The following is a 22,652-nucleotide window of genomic DNA, read 5'->3' as shown; positions in this document are numbered from 1 at the left end:
CCGCGACAAATGAGCAGGGGATGCGAGCATCAGAGCACCGCCGCGGTGTTCGTCCTCGCTGATTCCAGAGCGGCCTCGACGACGACGAGGGTCCGCTGACCTTGAGCCATCGTGACGACGTCACTCGGCTTGCCGAGCACCGCGTCGCGGAAGGCTTCGTGCTCCACCCGGAGAGGCTCGCGCTTGGCGAACGCGTAGCGCGTGACGTCTCCTTCGGACACCCCACGGAAGGCGGCCATCGATTCCCATTCCAACGGGACCGTGCCGTTGGCGAAGAAGGTGAGGTCGCCCGTGGACGTGTCGGCGGCGAACGCGCCCTTCTCGCCCGTCACGACGGTGAGCCGCTCCTTCATGGGGCTGAGCCAGTTGACGAGATGATTGACGATGACCCCGGACTCGAGCCGTCCGGTGATGGTGATCATGTCTTCGTACTCGCGCCCGCTCTTGAACGTCGTCTGCGCGAAGAGTGTCGCGTAGTCGCTCTGGGCGACCCATGCGGTGAGGTCGACGTCGTGCGAGGCGAGATCCTTCGCGACTCCGACATCGGCGATGCGTGCGGGGAAGGGCCCCTGGCGACGAGTCTGGATCTGGTAGACGGCGCCGAGGTCACCCGCTTCGATCCGCCGACGCATCTCCTGAAGCGCGGGGTTGAAGCGCTCGATGTGGCCGACGGCACCGACCAGCCCCGCGTCCGCGAACGCGTCGACCATGCGCTGTCCTGCGTCGATGGAATCCGCTATCGGCTTCTCGACCAGGGTATGCACACCGGCGGCGGCGAGCTTGAGCGCCGCATCCTCATGGAACCGCGTCGGCACCGCGACGACGGCGATGTCGATCCCCGCCGCGATCAGCGCTTCGATATCGGGCAGCACCTCGAGTGAACCTGCGACGCCGTGGGGATCACCGCCGGGGTCGGCGATCGCGACGAGTTCGACGCCGTCGAGTTCACGCAGCACCCGCGCGTGGTGGCGTCCCATCATCCCGACGCCGAGGAGCCCTGCCCGCAGCACGGCCATCAGGCGCCTGCCCCTGCGACGGCGTTGACCGCCGCGACGATGCGATCGAGGTCGTCCTGCGAGAGCGACGGGTGGACGGGCAGCGAGACGACCTCGCGCGCAGCTCGCTCGGTCTCGGGAAGGTCGAGACCCGGCGCGAAGTGTGCGAGCGATGGGAGCCGGTGGTTCGGGATGGGGTAGTACACCCCGCTGCCGACGTTGTGCTCCTCGCGAAGGGCGCGCACGAAGCCGTCACGATCTTCGGGAACGCGCACCGTGTACTGGTGGTAGACGTGCACGGCACCCTCGGCGACGGGGGGAATGATCACGCCGCGCAGGTTGGCATCGAGGAACGCCGCATTGCTGCGACGGGTCGCCGTCCAGCTGTCGACCTTGGTCAGTTGCACCCGACCGATTGCGGCGTGGATGTCGGTCATCCGGGCGTTGAAGCCGACGACCTCGTTCTCGTACTGCTTCTCCATGCCCTGGTTGCGCAGGAGCTTGAGCATGCGGGCGATCTCCGGCGTCGCGGCGGAGACCATTCCGCCCTCGCCGCTTGTCATGTTCTTGGTCGGATAGAGCGAGAACATCGCGAACTCGCCGAACGTCCCCACCTGACGGCCGTCGAGCGATGCACCGTGAGCCTGCGCTGCGTCTTCATACAGGGCGATACCGCGGCGCGACGTCAGCTCTTCCAGCTCACGCATGCGAGCGGGGTGACCGTACAGGTGCACCGGCAGCACGCCACGGGTCTTGTCCGTGATGGCGGCTTCAACGGCCACAGGGTCGAGCGAGAAGGTGTCCGGTTCGATGTCGACGAAGACCGGAGTCGCTCCGGTCAACGCGACGGAGTTGCCGGTCGCGGCGAAGGTGAACGACGGCACGATGACTTCATCCCCCGCTCCGACCCCTGCGGCAAGCAGACCCAGGTGGAGGCCGGACGTGCCGGAGTTCACCGCGACGGCGGGGCGCCCCGCGAGGAAGTGCTGGGAGAACTCCTCTTCGAACGCGGCGACCTCGGGCCCCTGTGCGACCATTCCCGAACGAAGGACGCGGTCGACGGCCTCTCGCTCGTCGTCGCCGATGATGGGCTTGGCGGGCGGGATGAACTCGGTCATACGACCTCCTCGTGAAGAATTCCGTCAATCTCTTTGTATCGATCTCCCGATGACGGGCAGACCCAGGCTCCATCGCCGCTCTCGACGAGCGGCACTCCGGCTCGGCCGACCCAGCCGATCCTGCGCGCGGGGACACCCGCGACGAGCGCGAAGGCGGGGACGTCCTTGACCACCACGGCTCCGGCGGCGACCGTCGACCACGCACCGATCGTGACCGGAGCCACGCAGATCGCGCGCGCACCGATCGACGCGCCGCGTTCGATCGTGACGCCGACCGGCTCCCAGTCGTCCGCGCTCTTGAGCGCCCCGTCCGGGGTGATCGCGCGCGGGTACGTGTCGTTGGTCAGCACGACGGCCGGTCCGATGAAGACACCGTCCGCCAGGCGCGCGGGCTCATAGACGAGGGCGTAGTTCTGCACCTTGCAGTTGTCGCCCATCGTCACACCCGCACCGATGTACGCGCCGCGGCCGATGACGCATTTGCGACCGAGCTGTGCGTTCTCGCGCACTTGCGCGAGGTGCCAGATGGACGTGCCCGCACCGATCCGCGCGTCGGCAGAGACATCAGCCGAATCGACGATTCGGACGGCGTCTTGTTCGGTCACAGTGAAAGCTCCTACCCGCGGCGAACTCGGGGCCGCCGGTACTGCATGAAGTCTACTCGCCGAGCCGGTTCTCACCCTGTGCGTCGGCGCCCGCGGGCCGCGGCCTCGTCGATCGCGTCGATCACACGGCCGGCGACGGCCGTCGCCGAGACGTTCGCGACCGCCCACTCGGCGATCTCAGCCCGCCGGTCCGGGGACGGCTCGGATGCCACGGCCTCTTCGATGGCGTCCGCGACAGCGGCGGGAGACTCATCACACGCCCACCCAAGATCGGCGTTCTCGACGACCGCCCCCAGGCTCGCGGGTGCCGACAGCACGACGGGGGTACCCACGGCGAGCGCGGAGTACATCTTGGTGGGCACCGCGAAGTCATAGCCGATGTGCGGTCGAAGGGAAGCGAGCGCGACGCGCGCCCCCCGGAGGCGTCGGGCGGCCGACTCTGCATCGACGGGCGGACCGAAAGTGACATGCGGCAGATCCGCGAGCTCTGTCGCGAGCTCTTCCCAGTCGCTCCCCTGCCCGACGAATGCGACCCGCGGCCGCACACCGCGTGCATCCAGAGCCTTCAGCGCCGCCGCGAACACTCCGGCACCGTGCCATTCGCTCGCGGTGCCGACGTACGCGGCATCGACCTCGGGCTGCTGTGGAACGACGTCAGCCCGGAACGACTCCGGATCGACCCCGTGGCCGACGACGGATACCCGGGCGGTCGGTGCGAGTTCGCGCACGGCGTGAGCCACCCCGTCGGATACCGCGACGACGTGGGCCGCACCGCGCAGGGCGTGGGACTCGAGCCACCGCACGACGCGCAGCACCACCCCGGGTGCGCCCGTCGATGCCGCCGCGAGCGAGAGGACGTCGGCCGCGTAGTAGACGTAGGGCGTGCGCCGCAGCGCGCAGGCGATCCGCACCGCCATCCCGGTCGTGGGTGGCGGTTCGACGATGACGACGTCTGCGCGGCGCGAGAAGAGCACGCGGAACAGCGCCGGAACATCGAAGCTGAGATAGGGCAGGTAGCCGCGGACATACCCGGCACGATCGCGCAGGACCGGCCAGCGTCGGATGCGGTAGCCCGTAGGCGACGGGTCCGCCCTGCGCACACGCGGTGGCGTGCTCGTGAGCACGGTCACCTGGTCGCCCCGCTCGGCGAGCGCACCGGCCAGCGCGGCAAGACGCTGACTGGCCGCGGACGGTTCCGGCAGGAAGATCCGGGTGACGAGAGTGATCCGCATGACGTGACGATCCTAGGCGAGGCATCCGATCGGCAAGGGCGCCGCGGGTGGCTCTGACAGAATGGAGGCCATGACTTCTTCCGTCGAGCCGGGCGTTCCCGTGTCGCCCGATCCGGAAACGTGGGTCGTGATCCCGCTTTTCAACGAGGCATCCGTCATCGCGGACGTCATCAGCGGCCTGCGTCCGCATTTCGCCCACATCGTGTGTGTCGATGACGGCTCCACCGACGATTCGGTGCGCAATGCCGAACAAGCGGGCGCGGTCGTCGTGCGGCATCCCATCAACCTCGGGCAGGGAGCCGCGCTTCAGACGGGGATCGAATACGCGCTCTCTCATGCGTCCTGCCAGTACATCGTCACGTTCGACGCCGACGGTCAGCACCGGGTCCAAGACGCCGTCGCCATGGTGGCCGACGCCCGCGCGCACGGCGCGGCGATCATCTTCGGCTCCCGATTCCTCGATGACCGCACCAATCCCGGCGTCATGAAGAAGGTCATCCTGAAGACCGCCGTCTGGGTGACGAACATGTCGACGGGACTGCGTCTCTCGGACGCGCACAACGGCCTCCGGGTCCTGCGGCGCGATGCCGCTGCGCAGATCCACTTGAACCAGGACCGCATGGCCCACGCCACCGAGATCGTGCTGCAGATCGGCCGGACGGGGCTGCCGTGGCGTGAGCACCCCGTCGAACTGCTCTACACCGACTACTCGAAGGCCAAGGGACAGAGTGTGCTCAACTCCGTCAACATCCTGGTCGACCTGATCATCAAGTAGGGCTCGTATGTGGATTCAGCTGCTGCTCATCGCCGGTGTCGTCGTGCTCGGCGGGTTGCTCATGCGTCGCACGGGTGCCGACAGCCACCTTGCGATTCGGCGCATGCTCATGGGGCTCTTCGTCGTTGCGGCGATCCTGTCGATCCTGTTTCCGCAGTGGCTCTCGTGGGTCGCAAACTTCGTGGGTGTGGGACGCGGCACCGACCTGCTGCTGTACGCGCTCGTCCTCGCCTTCTTCGCCTTCATCTACACTCAGCACCGCCGTAACCTCGCGACGCAGCGACAGGTGACGCTTCTCGCGCGTCGAATCGCCCTGATCGAGGCCGAACGAGCCGAAGGATCCGGCACCGCTGAGGAACCTATCGGCAGGCAGTGATCCGCCACAGCGACGCGTCGCCCTGGCTATCGACGAGTTCGAATCCGGGCTGCCCCTCGAAATCGGTCATTCCCGGCAGGACGAACCGGCCCGGAGTCGCCTCACCCTCACCGAAGTCGAGGACGAACTCGGGGCTGCCGAGGATCTCGAGCGCGTCGCACACGGCGTCGTCGGTTCCGGCATCTCGCAGACCGGTCTGAATCGTGCTCCACGTCGGATTGCGCGGATGTGACCACGTCCGCGGATAGACGTCCACACCGCTCATGACGTAGCCGAAGCCTGTCCCTGTCGAGGGGTTTCCGATGACGCGGGAGCCCTCGGGCACATGCTCGGGAAGCCTCTCCAGGAGTTCGCGCTCGTCCGAGGACAGCCAGGTGTCGCTCCCGATCTCGTACCGCGACTCCTCGTCCCATTCGTTCTCGATGACCTTCGGCATCAGCACGACAGGCGCAGCCACCAGGCCGACGAGCACGATCACCGACGCGGCACCGACGGCGACCCCGCCGACGAGACGCGGTCTGCGCAGGCGTCCGGCGATCCACGTGACCGCCGCCACGAGACCGATCGCCGCGAGCGGGATGACGACGACGGGCGCGAGCGCCGCGAGACGGTACGGGTCGGCGTACCAGGCGCCCAGAAGCCACTGGCGCAGGAACGGCTGCCCGATCGACGCCGCGACGATGTACAACCCGCCGAAGACGAGCCAGGAGGCCGCGAGCCACCGCAGCTGCGGACGGCGCACGGCGATGACGAGGCCGATGATCGCGAGGACACTCACCACGATGCCGAACGGGAGCATGACCTGTCCGTTGAACACGACATCGACGACGGCTGCGACCTTGCCCCGGAACGGAGGCCAGTGCGACCCCGTCGTCGAGCGGGTGAGCATGAACCAGACGACCGCGGCGAGGATCCACACCGCCGCGAGGCCGGTCCAGAACAGAGCACGCCGCCGCCCGTGTGCGCGAAGAGCCCGGGGCAGCGCCCAGCCCGTGGCGAAGGCGACCGCCAGAATCAGCCAGGCCAGCAGGGTCGCCGGCTGGGCGAGCGCGACGGCGCCGAGCACTCCGACCAGAACAGCGGCGGACAGCACGGCACCGCGGCCACCAGCATCGACGGGGCCGCGGCCGGAGATCCACCCCGGCACCGCGATCACGGCGGCCGCAGCCGCGGGGAGCAGCGCGACGCTGAGCAGGTTCGGGTAGAGGACGCCCCACTGCACCATGAGCATCGGGAACGTGAGCAGTGCCGGCGACAGCGCTGCGGCGACCGCTGCGGTGACCTGGGACGACGTCGCCAGTCGGACGAGCCACGCGATCCCGACCGGCCACACCACGACGGCGGTGACCATCGTCACGGCGTTCACCGCGACGGGGACGTCCGCACCCGACAGCAGCGCGACGGACGACGTGACCGCATGCCACGCGCCGGGGTAGAAACCGCCGGCGTCCACGACGCCGGTGAGATCGAACGACGAAGCCGTTCCGGTCTCGAGGATCCACCGCAGCACGCTCAGGTGGAAGACGGCGTCGTTCGACTGCGAGATCGCGATGGGGTCGCCGATGTACAACCCGACCCGCCCCGCCCCGAGGACGGCCCCGACGGACAGCCCCACCCAGAGGAGTGCCCGCGAACCCGACGAAGCGACAGCGCGTCGAGGCCCCAGGGCGATCGCGGCGACCCACACCACGACGACGACCGCCAGGACTCCGAGGACGATCGTCAACGGCGCCCAGGCGATGCCGAGCGCTCCGAAGACGATCGCAAGTGCGCTGAGCACGACTGTGCTCGCGGCGGGCGCGAGCGCGACGAGGGCGAGGCCGCGCAGCCGGAGCGCGGCCACCACGGCAAGGCCCGGCACGAAGAAGACGCCGACCGCGACGAGCAGGGCGGGCGTCTGGACGAGCCATTCGCCGATCATGAGTCGACGAGAGCGATCGCACCCTCAACCGGGCCGTCGTAGAGGACTTGTCCCTTGTTGAGCACGACTCCGCGCACGCAGAGTTCGCGAACCATCTCCATGTCGTGGCTCACCACGACGAGAGTCTTGCGTGCCGCGATCAGCTCCTGGAAACGAAGCCGGCACTTCTCGCGGAACGGGGCGTCGCCGACCGAGAGGATCTCGTCGACGAGGAGGACGTCGAGCTCGACATGGATCGCGACCGAGAACGCGAGCCGCATGAACATGCCGGATGAGTAGTGCTTGACCTCTTGGTCGATGAACTGCTCGATCTCACTGAACGCGACGATGTCGTCGTAGCGCGCTTCGATCTCTTTGCGGCTCATCCCGAGGATCGCCGCGTTGAGGAAGACGTTCTCCCGGCCCGAGAGCTCGGGGTGGAAGCCCGCACCGACCTCGATGAGCCCGGCTACGCGACCACGCGTGAGGACCTCACCGCCGTCGGGCTGCATGACGCCCGAGATGAGTTTGAGCAGGGTGGATTTGCCCGAGCCGTTCAGCCCGAGGATGGCGACCGACTCCCCCTCCTCGATGACGAGGTCGACGCCCTTGAGCGCCTCGAAGACACTCGTCGTCTTACGCCGGCGGACCCACGCGACGATGGTGTCCTTGAGCGAGAAGGCGTGGTTCAGGAGGAAGGTCTTGCGGACATCGCGGGCGATGATGCTGGGTCGCGACAGCGGTGCGGTAGGCGTACTCATAGATCCTGCGCAAACCTTCCCTCGAGCCGGCGGAAGACCGCCTGACCGATCACGAGTGCCACGAGGGCGATGAGGAATGTCCACAGCGAGTTCGTCACGAGATCCGGCGGCACGGGCAGAGTGCTCATGGCCTCCGGGTGGCTGCGCTCGGTGATGGGGCGCCAGAAGGCGAAGTGGTAGAGCTCGACAGCCTGCGTGATCGGGTTGAGCATGTAGACGCGCATGAGCCAGTCGGGAAGGACCTCGCTCACCATCGTCCAGAAATACAGCACCGGCGATGCCCACGTCGCGAGGAGCAGCATGAGTTCGACGATGTTCTCGGCGTCACGGAAGCGCACGTTGATCGCACCGAAGAACAGGCCGAGCCCGAGCGCGAACAACATGATCAAGAGCGTCCCGGCCAGGATCGCCAGGATGCTCAGGATGGAGATCTGAGTGATCCAGCCGAAGAAGATACAGACGACCAGCAGCAGCCCGACCTGGGGAAGGAAATGGACGAACGCGACGAAGAGCGATGACACCGCGAACAGCTGGCGCGGGAGGAAGACCTTTCGCACCAGCGGGGCGTTGTTCACGATCGACGTCGTGGCGTTCTTGAATCCCTCGCTGAAGAGATTGATGACGACGATGCCGCTGAAGAGATAGATCGCGTAGTTCGGGACGCCCTTGTCGAGGTTCAGGAACAGCCCGAGCACGACGAAGAAGACGAGGAACTGAGCTGCCGGCCTCACGTAGGACCAAGTCCACCCGAGCACACTGTTGCGATAACGGGTGGTCACACCGGTGCGCACCAGGAGGCGCAGCAGGTAATGCCAACGGAAGATGTCCGTCAGGCCGCGGCTGCGTCCGGGGACAGCGAATTCGGACCGCGGCACAGCGGAGAACAAATCGGGACTATCGCTCACAGATCGGACCTTCAGCCGGAGAGAGGCGGGTCCCCGCTCCAAACCTGTTCAGTGTACGTGTTCTCTTCGATGATCCCCTGATCGCAGGCACCGCTCGGTCATCCGATACGCGCCATCCCCGCCCAGCCTGCGCCGAGCTGGGCACGCGACCCGAGCCAGCCGCCCTTGCCGTCGCCGCCGTACAGATACAGTTTGCCGTCCGAGCCGTACGCGATGATGTCCGCGCCTCCGCGGCCGTCGAACTGCCCGGGGCTCGTCAGCCCCTGCATGACCGACCACCCGTTGCCGATGCTTCGCGGATCGAGGAACGTCGAGTTGCCGCTCAACGGGTAGAGCCACAGCGATCCGCCGTCCGCACGCCGAGCGAGAAGATCCGGCGCACCGTCTCCGTCCCAATCGCCGGGGGTGAAAAGCAGGTCGTTGATCTGCCAGCCGGTGCCGACGACGGGCCTGTTTTCGTCCTTCCATCCGCCACGACCGTCACCGCGGTAGAGACTCATCCGCCCGGAGCCGTCCACGGCGAGCACATCCAGCGCACCGTCACCGTCGAAGTCGAGACCGCCGACGACGTGCGTCATCGACGCCCACCCGTTCCCGATGACGATCGCCCCGCCCCGCTTGCCGGACGCCGTGCTCGGGAGCATCGTGAAGACGCCGCGCGAGTCGATCCGACCGATGTCGGGTTCACCGTCGCCGGTGAAGTCACCCAGCGTCACGAGACGGTCGGTGGCTGACCAGCCGGTGGCGACCGTGGATGTGCCGGCCCACCCACCGACGCCGTTGCCCTGGTAGGACCGCAGATCGCCGCTGGCGGTCAGCGCGAGCAGGTCTCGTGCTCCGTCACCATTGAGGTCGCCTGCCCCGCCCTGGTGGGTGCGCAGCACAGCCGAAGCCTTTCCGTTCCCCAGCACGGCCGCCATCCCGCCCCAGCCCTTGCCGACCGTGCCGCCGGAGCGGATCGCGCCGTTGCCGGTGCCGGTGTAGGAGAGCAAGGTACCCGTGGCACTGACCGCGAAGAGGTCCGGAAGCGAGGAGCCGGCGAAGCTGCCGGGAACGAAGACCGCCTTCATCGACGACCAGCCGTTGCCGATCTGCGACTTGCTGGAGAAAGCGCCGGCGCCGTTCCCTCGGTACAGCCACAGTTTGCCCGCGGCGTCCCTCGCGATGAGGTCGGAAATTCCGTCGCCGGACAGGTCAGCACCGCCGGAGAGCAGGTTCATCCCGCTCCATCCGTTGCCGACCTGCACGGGCTGCCGGAACGTGCCCGCGCCGGTTCCGCGCCACAGCACGAGCGCGCCCTTCGGCGTCGTCGTGAAGACGTCCGGGATTCCATCGCCGTCGAAGTCGCCGGCATCGGTGATGCGAACGGCGTCCTTCCAATCGACGAGCATCGATCCCGGCGGTCGGTAGGTCGATCCGCCGTCGCCGCGCCACAGGTACGCCTTGCCGGTGTCATCCACCCCGATCAGATCACGGCGTCCGTCGCCGTCGAAATCACCCGGCGAGAGCAGAGTCGCGATGCCGTTGGCGTCCTGCGCAACAGCCTTGCGCGGCCCCCACTTGCCCGTGCCGGTGAACGGGTACGCCCAGATCGTGCCGTCAGCGCCGAGAGCGGTCACGTGAGCGGAGCTGTCCAAGGACACCAGGGCCGCAGCGGGCAGGCCCTGCGTGGAGCCGAACCAGTCGGTGAAGTAGTTGTAGAAGTTGCGGTTTCCGTACGACGAGCACGCGTCACTCGCCGCCGCGTAACCGGCCCGCAGCGCCGCCGCGTTCGGCTGGTAGGGGGTGTAGTAGTACAACGCCGACGTCGCCTGGTTCTGGATGTAGACCGGCGTCGAACCGCACGATGCGTTGGGGTGGAACCGCACGTTCCAGGTCTTTCCGGGCGCATACCAGTTGAAGTGATTGCTGGTTCCGGGCGGGTTGCCGTAGCGCTTGAGCTGCCACGCGGCGCCGTACACCTGGTTGAAGAACCCGTAATAGCGCGTGTCGCACGCCGCGGTGTCGGGGCAGCCCTGACCCATCGCGATCGTGTAGCGCCACTCGCTGGGGTCACGGTGGGTGACGAGCGCCTGCTCCTTCTGGAGCGTGACGAGGATCACCTGCGGGTTGATGCCGCAGGCTTGCGCGACCTTGTAGATGATGCGGGACGCACGCTCACGGCCGCCTCCCGAGTACGCGCCGCACATGGCGTCGGCGGTCGTCGTGCGCGACGTGTCGTACTTGTCTTTGAGGCACGTGTATCCGGCCACGCACGAGGGCACCTTCGACTGCAGGAACGCCTGGATCTGCGCTTCGGTCATGGTGTTCTTGTTGTAGAAGACCGCGTCGCTGATGATGTTGCCGGGCTGGAACTTCGACAGATCGGCCGCTGGACGGATACCCGCGAGAGCTGTCTGCGCGGCGGCGCTCGCAGGTACGGAGACCGCGCTCGCCTGGGCCGATGCCGGCGCAGCGGCCAGCAGGCTCACGACGAGTGCGAGGGCTGCGGACAGCGCGATCGCGATGGTTCTCCGGGACGTTGGCGCGCCCGCTCCCCGCTCAAAACTCATGGGGACAGTGTGACTGATGTGACGGATGACTACAACATGAACGCACCTTCGACGGGCGACACGCCGAGGAGTCGTGCGTTTCCCGACTCACTCCCGTCAGAGGTCCGCGTGCAGAGCCCAGACTTTGTCGGCCGCCCCGCTCCACGAGAAGACCTTGCCCCGGTCGCCCGCGAGCACCGCGAGCCGGTCGGCGGCGGCGGTCGAGGCCAGAGCCCCGGCGAGTGCGGCCCCGAGGGCTTCGCCGTCTTCGTCGGCGGACGCTTCGACGAGCACGCCGCCATCGACGATCACCTCGCGATGAACGGCCGAGTCGGATGCGATGACCGGTACGCCGAGCGTGAGTGCGTCGACGACCCGCCACGGGAACGCAGCCCGGCGCGACGGCGCCACGAAGGCGACGGATGCACCGTACACCGACGCGCGGTCGGCGGGGTCGAGCGCGCCGCGGACGTGCAGTCGGCGTTCGGGGAGCCCCGCCGCGGCGGCGAGATCGGCGACGGCGGGCTCGTGTCCCTCGTCGACGTCGATCACGACGACAGGAAGGTCCACGCCCGATGCGGCAACAGCGGCGAGCCCCGCCGAAAGCGCGTACGACGGCTTCGGTCCACCCGAGAGCAGCACGAAGCCTTCCGGCAGGTCGAGCGCGCGACGGCGGCCCACATCGTCGGTCGGCACGGCGAACCCGCGGGGCGACGCGCCCGCGACGACGCGGACGCGGTCACCGAGCTTCGGCGCGATCCGGCGGATGTCGTCGGCGAGCGAGTGGGTCGGCACGACGACGGCGTCGGCATGCTTGACGGCGCGCTTGAGCATCGCCTTCTGCCACGACGCGACGCTGCGCCCCACTTCGTCGGGGGTCTCCCACGCAGCCAGACTCCACACCGTCACGACGGTCTGATCGTTGTCGTGCATCCGGTCATGACGCACGAGCGGAGCCAGGAGCGTCGGGGAGTGGATCATGCCCCCGCCGATCCCGACAGCGATGCCCATCTGCAGCGCCGTCGCGAGCTCACGGCGCGGCAGCGCGAGTCGCCGCACATCCGCCAGGCCCGGCAGCCCTTCGAACTCCGGCCCCGCCGGAACGACGGCCTCGACCTCGCAGCGATCGGGAGTACCCGCGATGAGCGCACGGGCGAGTTCGCGCGAGGCTTCCGCGAGATCGGGGTCTGTGGGCGCGACCATCTGGTCCAGCATCACCCGCAGCGTCGCCACCATGCGATGAGCCTAACCGCGCGCACCGCCGTTGCCGGGGAACGGCACGGACGGTCTCGCAACGCCTACTCGGCAGGCGTCGGAGTGGGCGGGTGCAGGGCCGTGCGCACGAGCTCCTGGATGTGCGCGTAATCGGGGTTGTACTCGTCGATGCCGTGACCGGGTGTCAGCTCGATCGTGGTGACGGGTTGCTCCCGGGCCTTGATCGCGAGCTCGGCGAGGAACGGGATCAACGACTGCGGCAGGTCGGTCTCGACGATGTCGGCGCTCGCGTTCGCGAGATCCTGGAAGCGCGTCAGCACGGTCTGGGGAGTGAACTGCGCGAGCATCGCCTGCTGCAGGATGCGCTGACGCTCCATGCGGTCGAAGTCGCTCGTCGTGTACCGCGAGCGGGCGTACCACTGGGCGGTGTCACCGTCCATGTGCTGGGTTCCCGGCTCGATCCAGCCGATCGCCCACTCCTCGACCGGCTGCCCGGGGTACGCCGGTCCGCCACCCTTGGGCAGGCGCTCTGCGACCATGATGTCGACGCCGCCGAGGGCGTCGATGAGCGACGCGAAGCCGTGCATGTCGATGAAGACGTAGTACGGGATCGTGATGCCGAGGATTCCCTCTGCGGCATCCTTCGTCGCCTCGACCCCCGGCGCCGACCCGTTGGCCGCGGCGTCCGGATACAGGGCATTGCCGTCCTGACACACCTCGACCTCGGTGCGCAGCTGGTTGATCCCGCTGCCCCACCCGCAGTTGGGGTCGGTATGGCTGGCATGCCCGTTCGGGTACTTGTCTTGCATCGGGCCGGGAGCGAAGGGGAAGTTCGGCATGTCGCGCGGGATACCGGTGATCGTCGTCGCCCCCGTGTCGGCGTTCACCGACACGACCGAGATGCTGTCGAAGCGCATCGAGTCTCGGCCTTCGCCGCTGTCGGCGCCGAGCAGGAGGATGTTGTAATAGCCGTCGTCGGGCGGGACCGCCGGTCCGCTCTGACCGAAGATGTCGCCCATCGTGTCGCGCGCGACCCCGGCCATGTGGGCGGCATAGGCCGCCGAACCCCCCGAGACGACGAGCAGCACGACGGCGAAGAGGGCAATGCCGAACCGCGCGAAGCCACCCGTCTTGACCAGCCGCACGAGCCGGATCGTGTCGACCGTGAGCACGACCCACAGCACGGCGTACCCGATGAGCACGACCTGCACCGCGAGCAGCGCGAACCAGTTCGTCGCGATCGTGAGAAAGAAGCTCTGCCACAGGAGGGCGCACAGGGCGGTGACGACGACGGCCACCCACAGCGCCACGGTCGCGGCGAGTCCGAACCGGCCGAGCCGACGGTTGCCCGCCAGCACCTGCGCCGAACCCGGGATCAGGAAGTTGCACAGCACGAGCCACCAGCCGCGCCGCGACATGAACGCGGGCGAGCGCAGATCCGGGTTGCGCAGCGGTCGTTCCTCGACGAGCCTCGCGGTGCGGTGGGGCGCAGCGGCGCCGGGTCGCGGCGGACTCGTCACGCTCACAGGGAGCCCTTCAGCCGCCGGTTCTTCTCTTCGACCTGCCCCTCGAGGTCGCGCGCATACGCTTCGACGGCGTCTGCGAGCGCAGGATCCGCCACGCCCAGCATGCGCACGGCGAGCAGCCCTGCGTTCTTCGCACCGTTGATCGACACGGTCGCCACCGGGATGCCGGCGGGCATCTGCACGATGCTGAGGAGCGAGTCGAGGCCGTCGAGCGTCGCGAGCTGCACGGGGACACCGACGACGGGAAGCGCGGTGACCGAGGCGAGCATGCCCGGCAGGTGTGCGGCGCCGCCCGCTCCGGCGATGATGACCCGGATGCCACGGGCTCGCGCTTCGCGGCCGTAGCGGATGAGCTTGTCGGGGGTGCGGTGGGCCGAGACGACTTCGACCTCGTGCGCGACCCCGAAATCGGTGAGCAGTTGGGAGGCGTCGCTCATGACGCGCCAATCGGAGTCGGAGCCCATGACGACACCGACCAGGGGCTCATCAGAGGAATGCAGCGGCCGGGTCACTCGACCAGGCTAGGGCGCGTCGCTGAAAACTCGCCGCAACGGCACGCCCCGCGCTGTGCCTCGTTTCGGCCTCATGCGACGGCGGGACGGGCGCGGTCAGTCCAGGAAGTGCGAGGCGGCGGCGCGAGCCTGGTAGGCGACATCGTCGAGATCGGTCCCGGCCACGTTGACGTGGCCGACCTTCCGGCCGGGGCGCGGCGCTTTGCCGTACGTGTGGATCTTGGCGGCAGGATGCTCGGCCATCGCCACCGCGAACCGTTCGTCCAAGCCATCCTCGGCGGGACCGCCGAGGATGTTGACCATGACCGTCCACGGTGTGCGCGGCGACGGGTCGCCCAGCGGCAGGTCGGCGACGGCACGCAGGTGCTGTTCGAACTGGCTCGTCACGGCACCGTCCTGACTCCAGTGGCCGCTGTTGTGCGGACGCATCGCCAGCTCGTTCACGAGCAGTCGTTCGTCGGTCGTCTCGAAGAGCTCGACAGCCAGCATCCCGGTCACGCCGAGACCCTCGGCGATCGCGACGCCGATGTCGCGTGCGACCTCGGTGAGGCGGGCTGCCGCCGCAGGAGCAGGCGCGAGCACCTCGGCGCAGACCCCGTCACGCTGCACGGTCTCGACGACGGGATATGCGCGCATCTCTCCCGACGGGCGTCGCGCGACCTGCTGCGCGAGCTCACGCGAGAAGTCGACGAGCTCCTCGACGAGCAGGACGCCCCCGCGTGCGTCTTCGGCGAGCGCTGCGAACCAGTCCTCGGCCTCGGTCGCCGCGGACACGACGCGCACGCCTTTGCCGTCATAGCCGCCGCGCGGAGTCTTGACGACGGCGCGACCCCCGTGCTCGTCGAGGAAGGCCTGCAGCTCGACGGCATCGCTCACGCCGGCCCAGTCGGGCTGCGGCATCCCGAGCTCTTCGAGCCTCGCGCGCATGACGAGCTTGTCCTGCGCGACACCGAGCGGCGAAGGACCGGGATGCACCTGCACCCCAGCCTCGACGAGCTGCGCGAGCACGTCCTGCGGCACGTGCTCGTGGTCGAACGTCACGACGTCGACCTCGCGCGCGAACGCCAGCACGGTCTCGGCATCGCGATAATCCCCGACGGCGGTCGCGGCCAGCGAAGCCGACATCCCTTCATCCTCGGCCAGCACGTGCAGCTCGATGCCGAGCTCGACGGCGGGCGCGATCATCATTCGGGCGAGCTGTCCGCCACCGACGACTCCGACGCGCAATGTCATGGAACCCATCATCCCAGGACGGCGCGGGGTGCGTGACGCGGTCAGGGCAGCGGCGGCATGGGCGGCGTGCCGGGAGGCAGCGGCGGCTGGGCATCGCGGTGGGCGAGGATCTGGTTCACCTCGACCTGGTCGACGAGCGCCTCATGCACGAGCGCCGTGTTCGGCACGTTCACGAGCCGCAGCGGTTCGTCCATGCCGTTAGAGAGCACGAGCGTGCCCGTGCCCCACAGACGCTGAAGGATGCCGCGCCTCGCCCGGATCGTGTACCCCCGGACGTGCGCGAGTTCACGCCGGTGCGTCACGAGCAGCCCTCGGCGTTCGATGACGCGACGCGTCGTGATCGTGTACACGTGCGTCCACCACACGAGGAACGGCAGCAGCACGAGCAGGAACACGGTGACGCCCGCGGCGGTCAGCAGCATCCAATTCTCGTAGCCGGCCGGAAGGTTGTCGTAGAGATAGCCGGTGGCGCCGGCGACGCCGATCAGCACGAGCGCCGACCACGTCAGGCGCCGCGCGTGCGAGCGGAACCGCGCCACGCGCAACTCGGGCGTCGGCGCTCCCGGCGCCGGCGTGAGAGGGCGCCCGCCGTAGATCGGCTGGGTCATGCCTCTTATTGTGGCGGGGCCAACGCGTCCGGCCACGGCGCCACGACGGTCGAGGGCACGAATTCCGGTCGCAGCGCCGGCCGAACCGCCCCGCGAACCGAGTGGGCTCGGCGACCGGGGCGATCAGCGCACGTGCAGAACGTCACCGGCGGACACGGCGGTCTCGACAGCGAGGCCGCCCACGACGACGAGGCGCCCCTCGGCGTCCAGACGCGCGGCGCGGCCGATGAGACGTGAGCTGTCCGGAAGCAGCACGACGACCTCGTGCCCGATCGTCGAGCACAGCGCTTCGATGTTGCCCGCGATGCCGGCCGTCACCGCATTGCCCAGCGCGTCGGCGAGGGCCGTGAGCTGCTCGTCGAGCGCCGTCAGGTAGTCGGCGACGAGTCGGTCCTCGTCGCAGTCGGCACCGATCGCCGCGAACGATGTCGCGGTGTCGACAGGCAGGTCGACGCGGGGCATGCGGGTGTTCACACCCGCGCCGATCACAATCGCATCGGGGTTGCCCGGCACGACCTCGGCGAGGATGCCGCAGATCTTGCCGCCGTCGACGAGCACATCGTTGGGCCACTTCAGCGTGACCGAGTGCGTGCTGTCGTCGATCTGCGCCGCGATCGCCCGGGTCATCGCGGCGCCCGCGATGAGGGGCACCCATCCGCGAGAAGCCATCGGCAGCCGCGTCGCGTCGATCAGCGTCGACACCGCCAGCGCCGTTCCCGGAGGTGTCGTCCACGTGCGGTCGAGGCGGCCTCGGCCCGAGCGCTGGTCGGTCGTGAGCAGCACCGACAGGTGCGGCCACTCGCCCGGCGCCTCGGTCACGTGCGCGACGACGTCGGCGTTGGTGGAGTCGGTCGTCTCGACGACCTGCACGCGGGGACTGATCGCGGCAGTGAGGGGGTAGCCCTCGCCAGGGATAGACATGGACGCCACGCTACTCGCGCATGGCGCGCTCCACCCCGGGTTGACACGCCAAGGCACCCCTCTGCGAAGTGACGTCAGCTCGGTGATCGCGGTGCTACGGCAGATCCGGGCTGCGCTGCACGGCATCCGTCGATCGCGACAGGGGATTCCACGGGTGCTTGTGCGAACCCTCCAACGGTCTGCGAACGCCCCCCACTAGGGTTGAATCCGTGACCGAGCAGCCCGACCTCTCGACGACCGCCGGCAAGATCGCCGACCTCCGAGCCCGCTACCAGGAGGCCGTCCTCGATCCCGAGGCGGTCGCGAAGCAGAAGCAGCATGCGAAGGGCAAGGGCACCGCCCGTGAGCGCATCGAGCTGCTCGTCGACCCCGGAAGCTTCGTCGAGCTCGACGAGTATGTGCGTCACCGCACGTCTGCGTTCGGCATGGACCGCTCCCGCCCGTACGGCGACTCGGTCGTCACCGGCACCGGCACGATCCACGGCCGGACGGTCGCCGTCTATGCGCAGGACTTCTCGACCTTCGGCGGTTCGCTCGGCGAGGTCGCCGGCGACAAGATCATCAAGGTCATGCAGTTCGCCCTCCGCAGCGGCATCCCGATCGTCGGGATCCTCGACTCGGGCGGCGCGCGCATCCAGGAGGGCGTCGTGGCCCTCGGCAAATACGGCGAGATCTTCCGGCTGAACACGCAGGCCTCGGGTGTCATCCCGCAGATCTCGATCATCATGGGCCCCGCCGCGGGCGGTGCGGTGTACTCCCCCGCGCTCACCGACTTCGTCGTCATGGTCGACAAGACGAGCCAGATGTTCGTCACGGGCCCCGACGTCATCAAGACCGTCACGGGCGAAGACGTCGGCATGGAAGAGCTCGGCGGCGCGTACACGCACAACACGCGCTCGGGTGTCGCGCACTACCTCGCCGAAGATGAAGACGACGCGATCGACTACGTGCGGACGATGCTCGGCTTCCTCCCCGACAACAACCTCGCCGAACTGCCCGACTACGAGTCGGAGTTCGATTTCGAGACGACGGATGCCGACCTCAAGCTGAACACCGTCATTCCCGACTCACCCAACCAGCCGTACGACATCCACGAGGTCATCCGCCGCATCGTCGACGGTGAAGAGTTCCTCGAGGTGCAGCCGCTGTTCGCGCCGAACATCGTGATCGGCTTCGGCCGCATCGAGGGCCGTTCGGTCGGGATCATCGCGAACCAGCCGTCGCAGATGGCCGGCACGCTCAACATCGAAGCCGGAGAGAAGGCGAGCCGCTTCGTGCGGTTCTGCGACGCGTTCTCGATCCCGATCGTCACGCTTGTCGACGTTCCCGGGTACCTGCCCGGCACCGACCAGGAGTGGACGGGAGTCATCCGCCGCGGCGCGAAGCTGCTCTACGCCTACGCCGAGGCGACCGTGCCGCTGGTCACCGTGATCCTGCGCAAGGCCTACGGCGGGGCCTACATCGTGATGGGCTCCAAGCAGCTCGGCGCCGACATCAACCTCGCCTGGCCGACCGCCGAGATCGCAGTGATGGGCGGACAGGGTGCGGTCAACATCCTGTACCGCGGTGAGATCAAGAAGGCCCAGGAGGCCGGCGAAGACGTCGCCGCCGTGCGCACGCGTCTCGCGAACGAGTACACGTACAACGTCGCCTCGCCCTTCCTGGCCGCCGAGCGAGGCGAGCTCGATGGCATCATCGAGCCGGCGCAGACCCGCGTCTCGATCGCGAAAGCGCTGCGGGCGCTGCGGGGCAAGCGCGCGTCCCTGCCGCCCAAGAAGCACGGGAACATCCCGCTGTGACCGGCGACGAGCGTCCCGAATCCGTCGCGATGGACGTGCGGCGCGGTTCTCCCTCGCCCGATGAACTGGCGGCCCTCATCGCCGTCGTCACCGACGCGTACACACAGGAGAGCGCCACCGCCGTGGTCGATGACATCGCGCGCCGTCCGGCGTGGTCGGTGACCGCCCGTGGGCTGCGTCGACCCCTCGCGCGCGAACTGGGCTGGCGCGCGACCTTCTGAGCGTGTCCCCCGAAATACCTACAGACAGCACGTTTACAGCGACAGATACTTGAGTTGCTGGAACGCATTACGCGTTCGGTCGATCTACTCCCTTCGTGGGTTGCTTAGGTTCGACCTTGCGGGCGGTTTTCGGGTAACTGCTCGCACTTGGCGAGGGGCGGGCGGCTTCGCCGCCCCTCGCCTTCTCTCTGCTTCATCGCTCCTCGTCTCGGTCTACCCTCCCCCACCGAGGCGGGGAGTGAAACCTCTGCCACCGAGCGTGCGCCGCCCTGTGCCGGGATCGCGCTCGCGCCGCTGCGGGAATTCGTTCGCCGCCATCTGCACCGCATCCCGGGCGCACAGCGCAATCTGCGTCAAGTGAACGAGTTACCCATTCGCACACTCGCCCCAGCGCGGCGCGGTTGCGTCAGGAGTGCGGGATCTCGCGCCAGAGGTCGACGCCGTCTTCGTCGCTGAGTCCGTACTCGGAGCTCGATCGACCCACCACCGTCACGGCGATGCTCTCGTGCGGAGACGTGCGGATGTAGAGGCGATCGGATGCTGCACTGCGCAGCGTCTCGGCGAGCTGACCGCGGATCACCGCGAGCGCCTCTTCGTCGAGCCCGTCGAGACCACCTTCGTCGAGCACCGTGACGACGGCACCCCGGCGGCGGGCGCGTTCGAGCTCGGAGCGCACGGCGTCATCGAGCAGGCGAGGTCCGCGCAGCTCGTCGCGCAGGCGCCCCTCGGCCAACCGGGCCTCGAGCCGGTCCTCTTCGTCGAGCAGGCCGCGCGTCGAGACGACGCGCGTCAGCACGGGGCCGGCCACGGCGAGAGCCCGCTGCACCTGCACGCGACGCTCGCGCTGACGCACGAGCTGCGACGCCTGCCACGCGGATGCCGCACGCTGCAGCTGCGCGAGCTGGGTCGTGTCGTGCGCGGCGCGGTCGAGCGAGAAGCGCACGAGGTGGGCGACGATGACCCACACGACCGAGCCCACGAGTCCGAGAGCGAGGGCCTGCCCGAATCCCATCCAGATGATCGAGCTCACCGCGAGGATCGCGATGCCCGACCACGCGACCCACGGGCGGCGGCGCACCATGACGATGACCATGAGCGCGCCGAGGCCGCCGAGGTACCAGGTCGCGAACGGCTGCGTACGGTTGCCGTCGCCGACACCGATCGCGATCGCCGTCGGTACGATCGCCGTCGTGCCCAAGGCGAGAACCGCCGCCCAGACGGGCAGCCGCTCCGCGCGACCGTGCCCGGCGGTATCGTTCGCACCGTCTCGGGCGGATGCGGGGTACCAGTAGATGCAGAGCCACGTCGTGACGAGGTAGAGCAGGACCGCCGCGAAGAGCGCGAGCGGCAGGGGCACGGGTACGGTGAGCGCCAGCGCGCGCGCCGCGATGTACGCCGTGAACGCCACAGCCAAGGCCGACAGGATGTTGCGGACACTCACGCGTCGGCCTCCCCCTGGGCTGTCTCGTGCTCAGCCGCACCGGACAGGAGAGGCGCCGGCCACTCGAGCACGACCACCGTGCCGGCGGCGCTGGATTCGAGCTGAGCCGTGCCGCCGACGGCGGCGACCCGGGCGATGATCGACCCGCGGATGCCGAGCCGGTCATCGGGGACGCCGGCCATGTCGAACCCTTCGCCCGCATCGCGCACGACGATGCGCACGCGCTCGTTCGAGCCGGCGACCGTGACGGTGAGGCCGACGGCACCGGCGTGCTGAACGGCGTTGGCGATCGCCTGCGTCGTGGCGAGGACGAGGGCGCGGGCGACTCGTCCGGGCACGCAGGGGGCGTCTTCGGCGACGCTGCGCTGCACGGTGAGGCGCACCCCCACCTCTCCTGCCCCGGCCTCGATGTCATCGGCCAGCGACGCCGAGTCCTGTGGGGCGTCGCTGCCTTCGCGGGCATCCTGCTCGGCATTGGCGAGCCGGGTCAATGCTTCGCGCGCCATGCCCGCGGCCAGGGTCCGCGCGCGCGGCCCGTCTGCTCGTTCGGCGGCGATCAGGGCCGCCAGCACGCTGTCGTGCATGAGCGCCGCCACCGCGACGCGCTCCTGCTCGGCAGCATCGGCCGCCGCGGCACGCGCGTAGGACTCGACCGCGGTTCCGCGCGCGTCGTCGACGCCGATGGCGATGGAACGCAGCACCCACCCGAGGGTCAAGAGCACGCCTCCGAGGATGAGCGCGAACGACACATCGATGCCGACGGCGAACCATACTTCGGGGCTGAAGTCACCCTGAACGAGCCGCACGAAGCCGAACAGCAACGGGGCCAGCGCCGTCCACACCAGTTGCAGCGGCGGCGCGAACGCCAGCACGGCCGCCAGCGTCGCGATGTTGACGAGGTACCAGATCCAGGGCGCCTCGGTGGGCGCGAGCGTCGAGTCGGTCGTCGCAAGCGGCCAGACAGCGAGCATCGCGACATAGACGACGGCGAACACGCCGGCCGCGATGCGCACGCCTCGGCCGGTCAGACACGCGATGACCATGATGATCAGCGGCGTGAACACGACGATCAGCAGCGGCACCTGCCAGCTGCCCATCTGGTCGCGCTGACCGATCGCCGTCACCGCCGCCTGGGCGCCGAGGATGAGCGATCCGACACCGGACGACACCGAGATGATGCGCTCGACGCGCTGGCGCGTGAATGCGCCGATACCGGCCGTCGCTTCGCGCGACCGCGGGATGTGGCCCCATGCGTCATCGAGGGCCGAGGAACCTTCGCTCGTCACCGCGAGCGCCTCGGCGGGGTCGCGGGGCCTGCGGGAGCGGCGTCGCCTCCGGCGTCGGCGAGGATGCCGTCTTCCATCGCACGACGCAGCAGGTCGACCTTCGTGGGGGCGGGGCGGCCCACCTCGACGTACTTGACGCGCACGCGCGTGATGTTCTCTTTCGCCGTCGAATACGCCACGCCGAGCCGGTCGGCGACGACCTTGAGCGGAAGCCCCGCCGCATACAGGCGCAGCACGTCACGCTCGCGGGCAGACAACTGGGCGTCAGCGAACTCGCGATCACCCTCGACGGCGCTGGCCCACTCGACGTTGTTGAGGGGTTCGCCGCGCGCGACGGTGTGGATCGCGGCGAGCACGTCATCGATACGCGAGGACTTGCTCACGACTCCTGCGGCACCCGCGGCGAGTGCTTCGCGCACCGCCGCCGGGCGGTCGGCGACCGAGTGGATGATGACGCTGGAGCCGTCGCGGATCAGTTTCGTGACGTTCTCGGTCACGGTCGTCCCGTCGCCGAGGGTGAGGTCGAGCACGACGACGTCGGCCGGAGCGGACTGACTGAACGCGCGCCAGTTGAGGTACTCCGTCACACTGGAGCCCGAGAAGACGATGTCCTTCGTCTTTTCGCGTGCACAAGCCGCCTCGAGTCCCAGGCGCACGGACTCGTGGTCGTCGATAAGGGCGACGCGCGTCAT

General features: G+C 68.7%; 21 protein-coding genes. 4 read left to right on the top strand and 17 right to left on the bottom strand.

Going from position 1 to position 22,652, the window contains the following annotated elements; genetic code table 11:
* Positions 1-29 precede the first annotated feature (29 nt).
* From AC25YV_RS01395 to AC25YV_RS01380, 4 genes are all read right to left on the bottom strand, one after another.
* Positions 30-1,016, bottom strand: coding sequence for a Gfo/Idh/MocA family oxidoreductase (locus tag AC25YV_RS01395; RefSeq protein ID WP_488122032.1), 987 nt, complete (start codon positions 1,014-1,016; stop codon positions 30-32).
* On the bottom strand, positions 1,016-2,113 hold the full coding sequence (locus tag AC25YV_RS01390; RefSeq protein WP_488122031.1) for a DegT/DnrJ/EryC1/StrS family aminotransferase: 1,098 nt from the start codon (positions 2,111-2,113) through the stop codon (positions 1,016-1,018). The genes AC25YV_RS01395 and AC25YV_RS01390 overlap by 1 nt, the downstream gene beginning before the upstream one ends.
* Positions 2,110-2,718 carry an acyltransferase gene (locus tag AC25YV_RS01385; RefSeq protein WP_488122030.1) on the bottom strand — a complete coding sequence of 203 codons (609 nt, stop codon included), beginning with the start codon at positions 2,716-2,718 and terminating at the stop codon, positions 2,110-2,112. The genes AC25YV_RS01390 and AC25YV_RS01385 overlap by 4 nt, the downstream gene beginning before the upstream one ends.
* Positions 2,719-2,789: 71 nt before the next feature.
* Positions 2,790-3,950 carry a glycosyltransferase family 4 protein gene (locus AC25YV_RS01380; protein WP_488122029.1) on the bottom strand — a complete coding sequence of 387 codons (1,161 nt, stop codon included), beginning with the start codon at positions 3,948-3,950 and terminating at the stop codon, positions 2,790-2,792.
* A 70-nt stretch (positions 3,951-4,020) separates the two neighbouring features.
* On the opposite strand from AC25YV_RS01380, the gene AC25YV_RS01375 reads away from it, so the two are divergent.
* Both AC25YV_RS01375 and AC25YV_RS01370 read left to right on the top strand, forming a co-directional pair.
* Complete coding sequence (locus tag AC25YV_RS01375) at positions 4,021-4,725, top strand: glycosyltransferase family 2 protein (protein WP_488122028.1); 705 nt, start codon at positions 4,021-4,023, stop codon at positions 4,723-4,725.
* A gap of 7 nt (positions 4,726-4,732) precedes the next feature.
* Positions 4,733-5,101: a DUF2304 family protein gene (locus AC25YV_RS01370; RefSeq protein WP_488122027.1), complete on the top strand. Its 369-nt coding sequence runs from the start codon at positions 4,733-4,735 to the stop codon at positions 5,099-5,101.
* Here the strand turns inward: AC25YV_RS01370 and AC25YV_RS01365 are convergent.
* The 10 genes from AC25YV_RS01365 to AC25YV_RS01320 form a co-directional block, all read right to left on the bottom strand.
* The gene (locus tag AC25YV_RS01365; RefSeq protein ID WP_488122026.1) at positions 5,085-7,022 is read right to left on the bottom strand and encodes a DUF6541 family protein; all 1,938 of its coding nucleotides are present in this window, start codon (positions 7,020-7,022) and stop codon (positions 5,085-5,087) included. The two genes, AC25YV_RS01370 and AC25YV_RS01365, sit on opposite strands and share 17 nt — an antisense overlap.
* On the bottom strand, positions 7,019-7,762 hold the full coding sequence (locus tag AC25YV_RS01360; protein ID WP_488122025.1) for an ABC transporter ATP-binding protein: 744 nt from the start codon (positions 7,760-7,762) through the stop codon (positions 7,019-7,021). Before AC25YV_RS01360 ends, AC25YV_RS01365 begins: the two co-directional genes overlap by 4 nt.
* On the bottom strand, positions 7,759-8,637 hold the full coding sequence (locus AC25YV_RS01355; protein WP_488122292.1) for an ABC transporter permease: 879 nt from the start codon (positions 8,635-8,637) through the stop codon (positions 7,759-7,761). The genes AC25YV_RS01360 and AC25YV_RS01355 overlap by 4 nt, the downstream gene beginning before the upstream one ends.
* A gap of 128 nt (positions 8,638-8,765) precedes the next feature.
* Positions 8,766-11,219 (bottom strand): FG-GAP repeat domain-containing protein, encoded by a 2,454-nt coding sequence (locus AC25YV_RS01350; RefSeq protein ID WP_488122024.1) that lies wholly within the window; start codon positions 11,217-11,219, stop codon positions 8,766-8,768.
* 96 nt (positions 11,220-11,315) lie between these two features.
* Complete coding sequence (locus AC25YV_RS01345; RefSeq protein ID WP_488122023.1) at positions 11,316-12,434, bottom strand: glycosyltransferase; 1,119 nt, start codon at positions 12,432-12,434, stop codon at positions 11,316-11,318.
* Positions 12,435-12,496: 62 nt separating this feature from the next.
* Positions 12,497-13,939: an LCP family protein gene (locus AC25YV_RS01340; RefSeq protein WP_488122022.1), complete on the bottom strand. Its 1,443-nt coding sequence runs from the start codon at positions 13,937-13,939 to the stop codon at positions 12,497-12,499.
* Positions 13,936-14,403 (bottom strand): 5-(carboxyamino)imidazole ribonucleotide mutase, encoded by a 468-nt coding sequence (gene purE, locus AC25YV_RS01335; protein WP_488122291.1) that lies wholly within the window; start codon positions 14,401-14,403, stop codon positions 13,936-13,938. Before purE ends, AC25YV_RS01340 begins: the two co-directional genes overlap by 4 nt.
* A gap of 144 nt (positions 14,404-14,547) precedes the next feature.
* Positions 14,548-15,684: a 5-(carboxyamino)imidazole ribonucleotide synthase gene (locus AC25YV_RS01330; RefSeq protein WP_488122021.1), complete on the bottom strand. Its 1,137-nt coding sequence runs from the start codon at positions 15,682-15,684 to the stop codon at positions 14,548-14,550.
* Between the two features lie 41 nt (positions 15,685-15,725).
* On the bottom strand, positions 15,726-16,292 hold the full coding sequence (locus AC25YV_RS01325) for a PH domain-containing protein (protein ID WP_488122020.1): 567 nt from the start codon (positions 16,290-16,292) through the stop codon (positions 15,726-15,728).
* Positions 16,293-16,415: 123 nt separating this feature from the next.
* Entirely contained in the window at positions 16,416-17,213 is a 798-nt protein-coding gene (locus AC25YV_RS01320; RefSeq protein WP_488122019.1) for a biotin--[acetyl-CoA-carboxylase] ligase, read from the bottom strand.
* A gap of 209 nt (positions 17,214-17,422) precedes the next feature.
* On the opposite strand from AC25YV_RS01320, the gene AC25YV_RS01315 reads away from it, so the two are divergent.
* Together AC25YV_RS01315 and AC25YV_RS01310 are read left to right on the top strand one after the other, a co-directional pair.
* A complete protein-coding gene (locus AC25YV_RS01315) occupies positions 17,423-19,012 on the top strand; it encodes an acyl-CoA carboxylase subunit beta (RefSeq protein WP_488122018.1) in 1,590 nt (529 codons plus the stop codon).
* Positions 19,009-19,233, top strand: a complete 225-nt coding sequence (locus AC25YV_RS01310) for an acyl-CoA carboxylase subunit epsilon (protein ID WP_488122017.1) — start codon at positions 19,009-19,011, stop codon at positions 19,231-19,233. Before AC25YV_RS01315 ends, AC25YV_RS01310 begins: the two co-directional genes overlap by 4 nt.
* A gap of 406 nt (positions 19,234-19,639) precedes the next feature.
* Here the strand turns inward: AC25YV_RS01310 and AC25YV_RS01305 are convergent, their stop codons facing one another.
* The 3 genes from AC25YV_RS01305 to AC25YV_RS01295 are packed head-to-tail and all read right to left on the bottom strand — an operon-like array spanning position 19,640 to position 22,652.
* Complete coding sequence (locus AC25YV_RS01305; RefSeq protein ID WP_488122016.1) at positions 19,640-20,674, bottom strand: hypothetical protein; 1,035 nt, start codon at positions 20,672-20,674, stop codon at positions 19,640-19,642.
* Complete coding sequence (locus tag AC25YV_RS01300) at positions 20,671-21,960, bottom strand: sensor histidine kinase (protein WP_488122015.1); 1,290 nt, start codon at positions 21,958-21,960, stop codon at positions 20,671-20,673. Before AC25YV_RS01300 ends, AC25YV_RS01305 begins: the two co-directional genes overlap by 4 nt.
* Positions 21,957-22,652: a response regulator gene (locus AC25YV_RS01295; protein WP_488122014.1), complete on the bottom strand. Its 696-nt coding sequence runs from the start codon at positions 22,650-22,652 to the stop codon at positions 21,957-21,959. Before AC25YV_RS01295 ends, AC25YV_RS01300 begins: the two co-directional genes overlap by 4 nt.

The organism is Microbacterium sp. Y832 (assembly GCF_057669765.1).
Note: the sequence above shows the minus strand (reverse complement) of the source record. Positions and strands in the feature narration are given on the sequence as shown.

Excerpts from the sequence above, each read along its gene's own strand:
- AC25YV_RS01395 (WP_488122032.1), bottom strand. The coding sequence starts at position 1,016 with ATGGCCGTGCTGCGGGCAGGGCTCCTCGGCGTCGGGATGATGGGACGC.
- AC25YV_RS01390 (WP_488122031.1), bottom strand. The coding sequence starts at position 2,113 with ATGACCGAGTTCATCCCGCCCGCCAAGCCCATCATCGGCGACGACGAG.
- AC25YV_RS01380 (WP_488122029.1), bottom strand. The coding sequence starts at position 3,950 with ATGCGGATCACTCTCGTCACCCGGATCTTCCTGCCGGAACCGTCCGCG.
- AC25YV_RS01375 (WP_488122028.1), top strand. The coding sequence starts at position 4,021 with ATGACTTCTTCCGTCGAGCCGGGCGTTCCCGTGTCGCCCGATCCGGAA.
- AC25YV_RS01370 (WP_488122027.1), top strand. The coding sequence starts at position 4,733 with ATGTGGATTCAGCTGCTGCTCATCGCCGGTGTCGTCGTGCTCGGCGGG.
- AC25YV_RS01365 (WP_488122026.1), bottom strand. The coding sequence starts at position 7,022 with ATGATCGGCGAATGGCTCGTCCAGACGCCCGCCCTGCTCGTCGCGGTC.
- AC25YV_RS01360 (WP_488122025.1), bottom strand. The coding sequence starts at position 7,762 with ATGAGTACGCCTACCGCACCGCTGTCGCGACCCAGCATCATCGCCCGC.
- AC25YV_RS01350 (WP_488122024.1), bottom strand. The coding sequence starts at position 11,219 with ATGAGTTTTGAGCGGGGAGCGGGCGCGCCAACGTCCCGGAGAACCATC.
- AC25YV_RS01345 (WP_488122023.1), bottom strand. The coding sequence starts at position 12,434 with ATGGTGGCGACGCTGCGGGTGATGCTGGACCAGATGGTCGCGCCCACA.
- purE (WP_488122291.1), bottom strand. The coding sequence starts at position 14,403 with ATGGGCTCCGACTCCGATTGGCGCGTCATGAGCGACGCCTCCCAACTG.
- AC25YV_RS01330 (WP_488122021.1), bottom strand. The coding sequence starts at position 15,684 with ATGACATTGCGCGTCGGAGTCGTCGGTGGCGGACAGCTCGCCCGAATG.
- AC25YV_RS01325 (WP_488122020.1), bottom strand. The coding sequence starts at position 16,292 with ATGACCCAGCCGATCTACGGCGGGCGCCCTCTCACGCCGGCGCCGGGA.
- AC25YV_RS01320 (WP_488122019.1), bottom strand. The coding sequence starts at position 17,213 with ATGTCTATCCCTGGCGAGGGCTACCCCCTCACTGCCGCGATCAGTCCC.
- AC25YV_RS01295 (WP_488122014.1), bottom strand. The coding sequence starts at position 22,652 with ATGACGCGCGTCGCCCTTATCGACGACCACGAGTCCGTGCGCCTGGGA.